14 protein-coding genes are annotated in these 11147 nt (G+C 69.9%); 11 read left to right on the top strand and 3 right to left on the bottom strand.

Annotation, left to right across the window (positions count from 1 at the left end; genetic code table 11):
* The 6 genes from AB0J09_RS40685 to AB0J09_RS40710 all read left to right on the top strand — a co-directional run.
* The coding region (locus AB0J09_RS40685) for an SDR family oxidoreductase (protein ID WP_360703249.1) at positions 1-608 on the top strand (608 nt) is incomplete at its 5' end.
* Positions 605-1600 (top strand): 2-dehydropantoate 2-reductase, encoded by a 996-nt coding sequence (locus tag AB0J09_RS40690; RefSeq protein WP_360703252.1) that lies wholly within the window; start codon positions 605-607, stop codon positions 1598-1600. The genes AB0J09_RS40685 and AB0J09_RS40690, both read left to right, overlap by 4 nt.
* A gap of 51 nt (positions 1601-1651) precedes the next feature.
* Entirely contained in the window at positions 1652-2242 is a 591-nt protein-coding gene (locus AB0J09_RS40695; protein ID WP_360703255.1) for a methyltransferase, read from the top strand.
* Positions 2239-2778, top strand: coding sequence for a TrmH family RNA methyltransferase (locus tag AB0J09_RS40700; protein ID WP_360703258.1), 540 nt, complete (start codon positions 2239-2241; stop codon positions 2776-2778). The genes AB0J09_RS40695 and AB0J09_RS40700 overlap by 4 nt, the downstream gene beginning before the upstream one ends.
* 38 nt (positions 2779-2816) lie before the next feature.
* A complete protein-coding gene (locus AB0J09_RS40705; protein WP_360703284.1) occupies positions 2817-3614 on the top strand; it encodes a glycerophosphodiester phosphodiesterase in 798 nt (265 codons plus the stop codon).
* A gap of 59 nt (positions 3615-3673) precedes the next feature.
* Positions 3674-5107 (top strand): MFS transporter, encoded by a 1434-nt coding sequence (locus tag AB0J09_RS40710; protein WP_360703261.1) that lies wholly within the window; start codon positions 3674-3676, stop codon positions 5105-5107.
* A 36-nt stretch (positions 5108-5143) separates the two neighbouring features.
* Here AB0J09_RS40710 and AB0J09_RS40715 read toward each other — a convergent pair whose 3' ends face one another.
* On the bottom strand, positions 5144-5623 hold the full coding sequence (locus AB0J09_RS40715; protein ID WP_360703264.1) for a winged helix-turn-helix transcriptional regulator: 480 nt from the start codon (positions 5621-5623) through the stop codon (positions 5144-5146).
* A 33-nt stretch (positions 5624-5656) separates the two neighbouring features.
* Here AB0J09_RS40715 and AB0J09_RS40720 point away from each other — a divergent pair, with 33 nt between their 5' ends.
* The 5 genes from AB0J09_RS40720 to AB0J09_RS40740 all read left to right on the top strand — a co-directional run bounded on the left by AB0J09_RS40720 (position 5657) and on the right by AB0J09_RS40740 (position 9524).
* The gene (locus tag AB0J09_RS40720) at positions 5657-6166 is read left to right on the top strand and encodes a nuclear transport factor 2 family protein (protein WP_360703266.1); all 510 of its coding nucleotides are present in this window, start codon (positions 5657-5659) and stop codon (positions 6164-6166) included.
* A gap of 103 nt (positions 6167-6269) precedes the next feature.
* A complete protein-coding gene (locus tag AB0J09_RS40725; protein WP_360703269.1) occupies positions 6270-6887 on the top strand; it encodes a hypothetical protein in 618 nt (205 codons plus the stop codon).
* A gap of 124 nt (positions 6888-7011) precedes the next feature.
* The gene (locus tag AB0J09_RS40730; protein WP_185074387.1) at positions 7012-7356 is read left to right on the top strand and encodes an RNA polymerase-binding protein RbpA; all 345 of its coding nucleotides are present in this window, start codon (positions 7012-7014) and stop codon (positions 7354-7356) included.
* A 360-nt stretch (positions 7357-7716) separates the two neighbouring features.
* Positions 7717-9000 (top strand): DUF4118 domain-containing protein, encoded by a 1284-nt coding sequence (locus AB0J09_RS40735; protein WP_360703273.1) that lies wholly within the window; start codon positions 7717-7719, stop codon positions 8998-9000.
* Positions 8913-9524, top strand: a complete 612-nt coding sequence (locus AB0J09_RS40740; protein ID WP_360703276.1) for a histidine kinase — start codon at positions 8913-8915, stop codon at positions 9522-9524. Before AB0J09_RS40735 ends, AB0J09_RS40740 begins: the two co-directional genes overlap by 88 nt.
* A 38-nt stretch (positions 9525-9562) precedes the next feature.
* On the opposite strand, the gene AB0J09_RS40745 is transcribed toward AB0J09_RS40740, so the two are convergent.
* Together AB0J09_RS40745 and AB0J09_RS40750 are read right to left on the bottom strand one after the other, a co-directional pair.
* Positions 9563-10468, bottom strand: coding sequence for a HAMP domain-containing sensor histidine kinase (locus tag AB0J09_RS40745; protein WP_360703279.1), 906 nt, complete (start codon positions 10466-10468; stop codon positions 9563-9565).
* Between the two features lie 218 nt (positions 10469-10686).
* On the bottom strand, positions 10687-11147 hold a 461-nt coding region (locus AB0J09_RS40750), incomplete at its 5' end, for a response regulator (RefSeq protein WP_360703282.1).

An 11147-nucleotide genomic window follows, 5' to 3' on the forward strand; every position in this document is an offset into this window, starting at 1 on the left:
CCGACGCGGAGGCCGCCGCGGGCCTGGTGGATCGGGCCTGGCAGGAGTACGGCCCGGTGGACGTGGTGGTCAACGCCGCCGGCATCTACCCGGCGACGCCGTTCCTGGAGATGACCGCGACCCAGTGGGACCGGGTGCAGGACGTCAACGTACGCGCGCCCATGCTGATCACGGCGGCCTTCGGGCGGGCCTGCGCGGCGAGCGGCCGCACCGGGTCCGTAGTGAACATCGCCTCCGGCGCCGCCCTGCGCGCCCGCCCCGGCGCGGCGCACTACTGCACGTCCAAGGCCGCGCTGGAGATGCTGACCAAGGCGGCCGCCGTCGAGCTCGGCCCCCTCGGCATCCGCGTCAACGCGGTCAGCCCCGGCTTCGTCACCGTGGACAGCCCGGCCAACCCCGTCACCGAGGAGTACGCCGCCGCCGTCTCGGCCAACCCCCTGGGCCGGCGCGGGCTCCCGCCGGACGTCGCAGCGGCCGTTCGCTGGCTGGCCGGCGAGGAGGCCGCGTGGGTGACGGGCGCGGTGCTGCGGGTCGACGGAGGGGCCGCGGCGGGCACGACCGCCCTGCCCCTGCACTGGAACGGAACGAGCGAGGTACAGCGCGCATGACTCACACCATCGTCGGCGGCGGGGCCATCGGCGGCACCGTCGCGTTCCACCTGGCGCGGGCCGGGCACGACGTGCTGCTCGTGGACGCCGACCCCGCCCACGTCGCCGCCATCCGGCGCTCCGGAGTGGTGCTGCACCGCCCTTCCGGCGCCTCCGAGAGCGTCCCGGTGCGCGCGGCCACCCCGGAGGAGGTGGACGGGCCGCTGCGGCGGGTGCTGCTGTGCGTCAAGGCCCAGGCCACCGACCAGGCCTCCGCCTGGATCGCGCCCCGGCTCGCCCCCGACGGGTACGTCGTGTCGGTGCAGAACGGGCTCAACGAGCCGCTCATCGCCTCCTACGTGGGCGAGTCGCGGGTCGTGGGGGCGTTCGTCAACCTGTTCGCCGACGTGGTCGAGCCGGGGGTCATCCGGGACGGCGGGCCGGGCGCGTTCGTGGTGGGCGAGCTGAGCGGCGCCCCCAGCGCCCGGGTCTCCGAGCTGGTGGCCGGCCTGTCCGGGCTCGGGGCCACGGCCACCTCGAACGTCAGCGGGTACCTGTGGGCCAAGCTGGGCTTCGGCGCCATGCTCAGCGCGACCGCGCTGGCCGACGCTCCCATGGCCGACCTGATCGACCGGCACAGGCCGTTGATGTACGGGCTGGTGGGCCAGGTGTTCGCGGTGGCCCGAGGGCTCCGGCTGGAGCCGTTCGACGCGTTCTCGCCCGCCGCCTATCTCCCCGGCGCCTCGGAGGATGCGCGGAAGTCGGCCACGGACCGGCTGACCGCGTGGCTGCGTACCCAGCCGAAGGACCGCAGCGGCATCTGGCGCGACATCGCCGTCCGGCACCGGCCCGTGGAGGTGCACGAGCACTACCGGCCCGTGCTCGCGCGGGCGGAGGCGGACGGGATCGCGGTCCCGCTGCTCCGCGCCATGCTCGCCCGCCTGGCCGACGTCGAGACGGGACGCGCCCCGATGACGGAGGACCACCTCACGGACCTGGAGCACGCCCTCTGACCACCACGGCGTGGGCGGGGGTCCTGGGGCGGTCCGGTAACGTTTTGCTACGTGGCCCACTACTTCTCCGAGCAGCCGAAGACCGCGAGCAGGCCGGGATCGGTCGACCTGGTCCTGCCCGATCTGCACCTGCGGCTGGAGACCGACAGCGGCGTGTTCTCGCCGGAGCGGGTCGACGTGGGCACGCGCATCCTGCTGGAGAGCGTTCCGCCGCCCCCGCAGGAGGGCGACCTGCTCGACCTGGGCTGCGGGTACGGGCCGATCGCGCTGACCATGGCTTCCCGGGCGCCCGAGGCGACGGTGTGGGCCGTCGATGTGAACCGGCGCAGCCTGGAGTTGACCGCCCGGAATGCCGAAGCCGCCCGCCTTTACAAAGTAAGGTCAGTGCATGTCGATGAAGTTCCAGGTGATGTGAAATTTCGGGCAATCTGGTCTAATCCTGCGATCCGTATAGGGAAGCAGGCTCTGCACGAGATGCTCACCAGGTGGCTGACAAGGCTCACGCCCGACGGCGTGGCCTACCTGGTCGTCCAGAAACACCTCGGCTCGGACTCCCTGCAGCGCTGGCTAGGCGAGCAGGGCTGGCAGGCCTCGCGCGAGGCCAGCCGGGCCGCCTACCGCATCCTGAAGGTGACCCGATGAGAAGGCAACTGCGCCCCACCGACGTCAAGCGGCTCAACCGCACCTGGCGCAGGAACACCGGAAACCGCCTCGGCCTGATCATCGAGTCGGTCACGGGGCCGTTCAACATCGGCTCGATCTTCCGCAGCGCGGCCGCGTTCGGCGTGGACGAGATCTGGCTCGCAGGCAACGCCACCCCTCCCACCAACCCCAAGGCGGGCAAGACCGCGCTCGGCACCGAACGCCTGGTCACCTGGCATGAGCCGGTCCTGGCCACCGAGGCGGTCAAGGCCGCCAAGGAGGAGGGGTACGCGGTGCTGGCCATCGAGCTGACCGCGGAGGCCGTGCCGCTGCACCGGGCCGGCCTGGCCCGCGACGTTTGCCTGGTGGTCGGCAGCGAGGACCACGGCTGCTCCCCCGCCCTGCTCGAGGCCGTGGACGGTGTCTGCTACATCCCGCAGGTGGGGCGGGTGGGCTCGTTCAACGTGGCGGTGGCCGCCGCCATCGCACTGGCCGAGGCCCGCCGCCAAGAGTGGGAGAATCTCCCCGAACCGTAACCGAACCGTTCACCCACGGAAGGCATACTCAGGACGTGCTGAGCCGTCGATTCGCCTTTCTCGACCATCCGGGCCCGCTGGCCTTCGCCCACCGCGGAGGCGCCGCCGAGGGCGCGGAGAACTCCGTCGCGGCCTTCGAGCGGGCGGTCGGGCTCGGCTACACCTATCTGGAGACCGACGCGCACGCCACCTCCGACGGCGTGCTGCTCGCCTTCCACGACCACACGCTCGACCGGGTGACCGACCAGCGTGGCCGCATCTCGGAGCTGCCCTACCGGGCGGTCAGGCAGGCCCGCATCGCCGGGGTCCACGAGATCCCGCTGCTGGAGGACCTGCTGGGCACCTGGCCGGAGGTCCGGTTCAACATCGACGTCAAGGAGGCGGCCGCCATCGCCCCGCTGGCGGAGACGATCCGGCGCACCAACGCCTATGACCGGATCTGCCTGACCTCCTTCTCCGACGAGCGCCTGGTGCTGGCCAGGGCCGCGCTGGGCAAGGAGGTGTGCTCGGCGCTCGGCCCGCGCGGCGTCGCCGCGCTGCGGGCCGCCGCGTCCACCTCCGGCTACGGCCGCCTGCTGGCCCGCCTGTCACGCTCCGGCGTCCCGTGCGCGCAGGTGCCGGTGGGCTTCCGCGGCCTGCGCGTGACCACACGACGCCTGGTGCGTACGGCGCACGCCATCGGCATGCAGGTGCACGTATGGACCGTCAACGACCCCGCCCGCATGGAGCGCCTGCTCGACCTGGGCGTGGACGGCATCATGACCGACAACGTCACGGCCCTGCGCGGCGTGCTGGAGCGCCGCGGCCAGTGGCATCCCGGCAGCCTGGCCGCGTAGGTATCCCCCACAAGCCCGTAGCCCGGTCCCTCCCGGGCGCATAGGAGCGACCCGACGCCATGCCCGTACCCGCACCCCCCGCGGCCCTCGACGACTCCCCCGCAGCGCGCAGGCGCGAGCAGCGCGGCTGGTACTTCTACGACTGGGCCAACTCCGCCTTCTACACCACGATCATCTCGGTCTTCCTCGGCCCGTACCTCATCCCGGTCGCCAAGACCGCGGCCTGCGCCAAGGACCTCCCCACCGTCGCGTCCGACACGTGTGTGGCCGACTTCGACAAGCTGGCCGCCGCGAACCCCGGCCTGGGATACGTCGACGTACTGGGCGCCGACATCAGGCCGGCCGCGTTCTTCGGGCTGACGCTGACCGTCGCGGTGTTGCTGCAGATCTTCGCGCTGCCCGTGGTGGGCGCCTTGGCGGACCACACCGGCCGCAAGCGGGAGCTGCTCGGCGGCTTCGCCTACGTCGGGGCGCTGGCCACGATGGGCCTGTACTTCGTCGAGGGCGACCGCTACATGCTGGGCGGGGTGCTGTTCATCCTGGCCAACCTCGCGTACGGCTCCTCGGTCGTGGTCTACGACTCGTTCCTGCCGCAGATCTCCACGCCCGAGGAGCGCGACGGGGTGTCCTCGCGCGGCTGGGCCATCGGCTACCTGGGCGGCGGCCTGCTGCTGGCGCTCAACCTCGTCCTCTATCTGCAGCACGAGAGCCTGGGCCTGGGCGAGGGCATGGCGGTGCGCATCAGCATGATGTCGGCGGGCCTGTGGTGGGCGATCTTCACGATCATCCCGCTGCTGCGGCTGCGCAACCGGCCCGTGCCCGCCCACGAGAGCACGGCGATGAGCTCGGTCCGCGGCAGCTTCCGCCAGCTCGGCCGCACCCTGGCCGAGCTGCGCCGCTATCCGCTGACGCTGCTGTTCCTGGTGGCGTACCTGGTCTACAACGACGGCGTGCAGACGGTCATCGGCAACAGCGCCGCCTTCGCCTCCGAGGCCCTGAAGCTGGACAAGACGGTGCAGATCACGGCGATCCTGATGGTGCAGTTCGTGGCCTTCTTCGGGGCGCTGCTGCTGGGGTGGCTGGCCCGCGGCTTCGGGACCAAGCGCACCGTCCTGGCGAGCCTGGTGCTGTGGACGGCGATCGTGGTGGCGGCGATGTTCGTGGCGGAGGGGCAGGAGCTGCAGTTCTACCTGATGGCGTTCGCGATCGCGATCGTGCTGGGCGGCACTCAGGCGCTGTCGCGCTCGCTGTTCTCGCAGGTGATCCCCAAGGGGCGGGAGGCCGAGTACTTCAGCCTGCTGCAGATCAGCGACAAGGGCTCGGCGTTCATCGGCTCCCTGACGGTGACGATCGCGCTGCAGCTGACCAACAGCTACCGCATCGCCATCGTCTCCATGATCATCTTCTTCGTCGTCGGCTTCGTCCTCCTGGCCCTGACCAACCTCCCCAAGGCCATCCGCGCGGCGGGCAACGAGGTCCCCGACCGCCTCTGACCACGGCACCTCGCCCGGCTCGGGGGGCCGGGCGAGTCAGGACGGCGCCGCGAGGAGCATGGTGCCCGGGCCCTGGGCCGCGCCCGGGCCGCCTACGGCCGTCACCGTCTCAGCCGTGGCCTCGCCGCCGCAGTGCGGGCAGGTGACCACGGGGGTGAAGCGCTCGCCGCAGGAGTGCACCAGGAGCGCGGGCGGGCCCCCAGGCGGCGTCGACCAGCGATCCCCCCAGGCCATCAACGTCAGCAGGGCGGGCACGATGTCGCGGCCCGCCTCGGTGAGGACGTACTCGTAACGCACCGGACGCTCCTGGTACGGCCGCTTCTCCACGACCCCGGCCCCGACCAGGTGTTCCAGGCGGCGGGTCAGAAGGTTGCGCGAGATCCCGAGGTCCTCCGCCAGATCGTCGAACCTGCGCAGCCCCAGGAACAGGTCGCGCAGGATCAGCGGCGTCCACGGCTCGGCGACCACGCCGACGGCCTGGGCGATGGAGCAGTGCATCTCACCGAACCTGTTCATGCACCCAGGATAGTGGGTTGATAAAGTGAACTCATGACAGTTCACATTCAGGACTCACCCGCCAGGGCGTACCGCGAGGCCGGCGAGGCGCATGACGTCGACGCCCTCATCGCCACGCTCGCCGACGACGTGGTCTTCCACTCACCCCTCAGCGCCACAGCCGGTTTCAGGGGCAAAGAGCAGGTGCGGGAGCTGTTCACGGTCGTGTTCGGCGTTCTGTCCGAGCTGCGCTACCAGAACGACATCGGCGACGAACGCACGCGGACCCTGACCGCGACCGCCCGGCTGGGCCGTCAGGAGATCCACGAGGCGACCCTGGTCGAGGTGGGCGAGGACGGACTGATCAAGGAGGTCACCATGTGGATCCGCCCCCTGCCCGGACTGACGGCGATGATGGCCGCACTCGGCCCCGGCCTCGCCCGGGCCACCGGCACGCCGGGCCTTCCCTGGCTGGTGGGCGCCGCCGTCAAGCCGCTGGCAGCGATGACCCGCCTCGGCGACAGGACCCTGGTGCCCCTTCTGACCCGCCGGCGCCCCCGATAACCCAACTCACTGCTCCGAAGAGAGAGCACCGCTCTTGACATCAGGATCACCAGGCGAGAGCATTGCTCTCGCATAAGAGCGTTGCCCTCTTCAAGGAGCACTGATGGCCCCCAGACTCACCCCCGCAGCCTTCGCCGCCGGCGGGATCCTCTTCCTCCTGTATCCCGCGATCCGCCCCTCCGCCGACGACGCCGCGACGATCGCCTCCACCGCGTGGGTCGCGGGGCACCTGGCCGCCATGTTCGGGTTCGTGCTGCTCGGCCTGGCCGTGCTCGGGCTGCACCAGGTGCTCGGCGACCGCCTCTCGCTGCGCGCCGCGGCGGTGACCTGGGTGGGCGCGGGCCTGACCCTCCCGTACTACGGCGCCGAGGACTTCGGCCTGAACGTGATCGCCCGGCGCTCGCTCAGCGACCAGGCGCCCGCGCTGATGGAGCTGGTCGAGGAGTTCAGGTACGGGCCCGTGGCGATCAGCATGTTCGCCGCCGGGCTCTTGTTGCTCGGCGCCGGCACGGTCATGGCCGCGATCTCCGTATGGCGGTCCGGCACGCTGCCCAAGTGGAGTGGGATGGCGCTGGCGTTGGGGTTCGTGCTGTTCATCCCGCAGTTCTTCGGCCCGTACCCGCTGCGTGTCGCGCACGGCGTCCTGGTGATGATCGGCGGGCTCTGGCTGGCGGCGGCCCTGGTCACGGCCCGGACGCGGGCCCGATCGGTGAAGGCGTGAAGACCCGACGCCCCAAGCGCGATTGGATCACCCCGCGGGTGGGAATCCCATCACGGTACCAAGCGTTAGACACCGTGGGAGACAGACCCCCCACGCAAGGGGGCCCTGTAGGAGGCATTTAGACATGGGCGAGCGCGCGCTTCGTGGCACCCGGCTCGGGGCAACCAGCTACGAGAACGACCGTAACACGGATCTGGCCCCGCGCCAGGAGGTGTCCTACACCTGTCCTAAGGGCCATCGCTTCGAGGTTCCGCTTGCAGCCGAGGCTGAAATCCCAGCGACCTGGGAGTGCCGCATGTGCGGCGCGACCGCGGTACGAGTGGACGGCGAGCAGCCGGAGTCCAAGAAGGTGAAGCCCCCGCGGACACACTGGGACATGCTCCTGGAGCGGCGGTCCATCGAAGATCTTGAGGAGGTGCTCAACGAGCGGCTCGCGGTATTGCGGGCCCAGCGTCGTAAGAGCGCCTGACCTCTTCTCACGGTGAAACCCCCGGGCTTACCGCCCGGGGGTTCTTCATGCCCGCGGCCGGGCCCTCTCAGGACACCAGAGCCTGGGTGTGCCGACTCCTTCAGGCTCCCAAACTCGACGGCGGCGACCGGCGTCCGCAGCGGTGCCGGTCCAGGCCGGTGCCGGCGCCCTGGACGTGATTCGCTCGGAGGTGGTCCGGACCACGCAGTTCCTCGAGCGTCAATAATTCGCATCCCGAAACCTGTCGATCGAGGAAAATCTGGCCGGTACGAGGATCACTATCTTCCGACCGTACGAGTGACTGAGGATATATCGCTGGACCTTTGCGGCAGCTTTGTCCTCCATGAGTAGCCTGAAAACATGGAGGGGCGTATCGCACCGCTGCTGCTGCGCCCGACGCGGTTGTCCCTGCCCATGGGAATTCTCGTCAGTGCATCGATCGTCGCAGCCGAAACGTTGTTGGGCTACTCTCTGGCGCGCCACGTCCCGGCAAGCGCTGTGGGTCCGGTCTACCTTCTCGGCGTTCTTGTGGTGTCGTTCCTGTGCGGCCCGGTGCTGGGCGTTCTGGCCGCCATCGCCAGCGGCGTCATCCTCGACTACTTCTTGCTTCCTCCCATCGGCGCCTTCACGATCTGGGGCTGGATACCGCTGGTCATCTTTCTCGCTGTGGCGCTGCTGGTCGGCTGGGGCGCGGCATTGATGCGGTCTCTGGTCGTCGAGGCTGAGGCGCGGCGCAGCGACGCCGACCTGGACGCGCGGATGGCCAGGCTGCTGCTGCGCACCGAGCACCTGCGGTCGGCGCTGCCGGTGGCCGGTCAGCAACTGGGCCGTGCCCTGGGCCTGCCGTCTCTCTCAATCGAGACCGCGACGGTGGCAGGCGATGGGCAGCACGTGGCGCTGCCGCTGACGGTCAGTGGCAACCGGCTCGGCACGCTGACCGTGCCGAAGGAACTCCCGGAGGGCATGACGCGTCGGCTGAACGAACGCGTGGTGCCCTCGCTGGAGGCGTTGCTGCATGCGGCCCACGAGCGAGAGGCCATCAGCCGGGCGCTGGAGACGAGCCGCGACGAGTTGCGCCGGTTCGCCGAGGAGCAGGCAGCGCTGCGGCGCGTCGCCACGCTGGTGGCGCACGGAGTCCGGCCCTCGGAGATCTTCGACGCCGTCGCCGCCGAAGTCGGCCACATCCTCGAGGCCGACTTCACGCTCCTCGAACGCTACGACACCGGCCCCACGATCGTGCTGATCAGCGTCTGGGCCAAGGACAGCTCCGCCCAGATGCCGACGGTGGGGTTGAGTTGGCCGCTGCAGAAGCACAGCATCGCCGGCCTGGTGACACGGGCGGGGCACCCGGAATGGATACATATCAATGAGAGCATCGCCGGCCAGCTCGCCGACTGGTCCCGCGCCATTGGGGTCGTATCCGCCATCGGCATCCCGATTACTGTCGAGGGTCAGGCGTGGGGGGTGATGATCGCACTCTTCCGCGCCTTGGAGGCCGCCGAGCAGCCGGTCGAGGAACGCATGCTCGACTTCACCGAGTTGGTCGCGCCTGCGCGTTGGCCACGGCGCGCGTGGTCGCCGCCTCCGACGAGACCCGCCGTCAGATCGAGCGCGACCTGCACGACGGAGCCGGACAGCGTCTGATCGAGATCGGCCACGCCCTTCGCGCCGTGGAGAGCCTGGTCCCGGAGGACCTGACCGAGCTGCGGGAACGGCTTCAACATATCGGCGAAGGCACGGCGCTCGCCATCAAGGAGCTGCGGGAGCTCTCCCACGGCATCCACCCGGCCATCTTGTCCAAGGGAGGTCTCGAGCCCGCGCTGACGATGCTCGCTCACCGCTCGGTCGTCCCGGTCGAGCTGGACATGGCCGTCGATGGCCGGCTACCGGAGCGCGTCGAGGCAATCGTGTATGACATCGTTTTCGAAGCGCTGACCAACGTGGCCAAGCACGCCCGCGCCTCCCTCGCCTGCGTGGAACTGCACATGAAGGGCACGGAGGTCCGGGTCGCGGTCCGCGACGATGGCATCGGCGGGGCCGATCCCACCGACGGCGCAGGACTCATCGGGCTCAGCGACCGAATCCAGGCGCTCGGCGGCACCTTCGAGATCGACAGCCCCGCCGGACATGGCACCCTGCTCACCGCAGCGATCCCGTCACGCCGATGACCGCCCCGTGAATTGCGGCGCATAGGGCCCACAGGTCTTCAGCGTGATCCATTCGCACGATCATGCGGCGGGACCTGTCCGGACAACGCCAGGTGGTCGGCCAGTGGGAGCCGGAGCACGAAGCGTGCCCCACCGCTGGCAGACCTGCCCGCCTCGATGGTGCCGTGATGGGCATGGGCAATCTCACGTGCGATCGCCAGGCCGAGTCCGGTGCCATCGCGGTCGCGCTGGCACGAGGCGTCAAGCCGCACGAACCTCTCGAAGATCCGTTTTCTGTCGGCCTCAGCGATCCCGTCGCCGTCGTCGGAGACGATCAGTTCGGCGCTGTTTCCGTTGCGCCTGACCTCCACCTCCACCTCGCGCATCGCATGCCGATGGGCGTTGTCCAAAAGGTTGGTGAGCACCCGGACGAGTTCGTTGCGGATGCCCATGACCATCACCCCGGGCGCGAGCCGCAGTTCGTTGCCGAGCCGGTCCACCCGGCGGAAGGACTCCGAGGTCACCAACTCCGCCAGGTCGACGGCCTCCGTCATCCTGGCACCGTTGTACGTGCTCTTGCTGCCCGTCGCCTCGATCCGGGACAGCATGAGCAGGTCGGTGACGATCGCCTCCAGCCGGTCGACGTCGGCCAGCGCCTGCTCGATGAGGTCGTCCATGCGCGTCTGGCGTGGGTGCAGTTGCGCCTCCTCCAGGCGGACGCGCAAGGCGGCGATGGGGTTGCGCAGCTCATGCGAGACTTCGGACGCGAACCGGCGCTGCTGCTGGAGCGCCTGTTCCAGCCGTCCCGTACAACGGGTGACAGACCGGGTGAGCCGGGTGACCTCGTCCTCGCCGGGAAACGTCAGGAATTCGTCGTGCACGGGCCATCTGTTCGCGTCGCCGTCCGCGGTTCCCGGGGTGCCGAGTGTGTCGACGTACTGGCGCAGCTTCGTTAGGCGATCCATTACGGGGCATCCTCATTTCGCCCAAGCTCTGCTGGTTGTGGAGCTGAGCTATAGGGTCCGAGTTGGATTCTTCATCGATGCCCCGGCCCGGCACATCACACATGTGTGCAGGTCAGCGGCGGGAATCCGTCGTGGGTACGCACCCTGGTCTCTGGAGTCACATGCCAGGCGTTCAGTCACTGTGAGCACGCGGATCCGGTTCGGTGGTCCGCAGGTGGCTACTCCTCGGCGCCGTCCGTATCCAGCAGGTCCCGGGCGACGCTGAGCAGCAGGTTCACATCGGCGGGTTTATGCACGTACTCGTTGGCGCCCGCGGCGATCGCCTTCTCCCGCTCCCCGGCGATGACCTTGGCGGTGAGCGCGATGATCGGGAGATCCGCGTGACGGGGATCGCTGCGGATCGCCCGCATGGCCTCGTAGCCATCCATCACGGGCATCATGATGTCCATCAGGACGAGCGACACCTGCGGGTGGCGTGCGAGCGCCTCGATGCCCTCCGCGCCGTTCGCGGCGTGCAGCACCGACATCCCCGCCCGTCCGAGGACGTGGGTGAGTGCTGTGACCAGGCGGACATCGTCGTCGACGATGAGGACCTGCGCGCCCGACAGCGCCTCCGTCGCGCGGCCGGTCTTCGACTCGTCCGTTCGGTCCGGCCGGGCCGTGCCGTCGGCCGGCCCCC

Origin of the sequence: Nonomuraea sp. NPDC049784, assembly GCF_040659615.1 — a bacterium.
Lineage (GTDB): Bacteria > Actinomycetota > Actinomycetes > Streptosporangiales > Streptosporangiaceae > Nonomuraea.

Bases quoted from the DNA above. Each gene is read 5' to 3' on its own strand.
- AB0J09_RS40720 (WP_360703266.1), top strand. From the start codon at position 5,657: ATGACAGTTCACATTCAGGACTCACCCGCCAGGGCGTACCGCGAGGCC.
- AB0J09_RS40690 (WP_360703252.1), top strand. From the start codon at position 605: ATGACTCACACCATCGTCGGCGGCGGGGCCATCGGCGGCACCGTCGCG.
- AB0J09_RS40725 (WP_360703269.1), top strand. From the start codon at position 6,270: ATGGCCCCCAGACTCACCCCCGCAGCCTTCGCCGCCGGCGGGATCCTC.
- AB0J09_RS40700 (WP_360703258.1), top strand. From the start codon at position 2,239: ATGAGAAGGCAACTGCGCCCCACCGACGTCAAGCGGCTCAACCGCACC.
- AB0J09_RS40715 (WP_360703264.1), bottom strand. From the start codon at position 5,623: ATGAACAGGTTCGGTGAGATGCACTGCTCCATCGCCCAGGCCGTCGGC.
- AB0J09_RS40710 (WP_360703261.1), top strand. From the start codon at position 3,674: ATGCCCGTACCCGCACCCCCCGCGGCCCTCGACGACTCCCCCGCAGCG.
- AB0J09_RS40735 (WP_360703273.1), top strand. From the start codon at position 7,717: ATGGAGGGGCGTATCGCACCGCTGCTGCTGCGCCCGACGCGGTTGTCC.
- AB0J09_RS40730 (WP_185074387.1), top strand. From the start codon at position 7,012: ATGGGCGAGCGCGCGCTTCGTGGCACCCGGCTCGGGGCAACCAGCTAC.
- AB0J09_RS40745 (WP_360703279.1), bottom strand. From the start codon at position 10,468: ATGGATCGCCTAACGAAGCTGCGCCAGTACGTCGACACACTCGGCACC.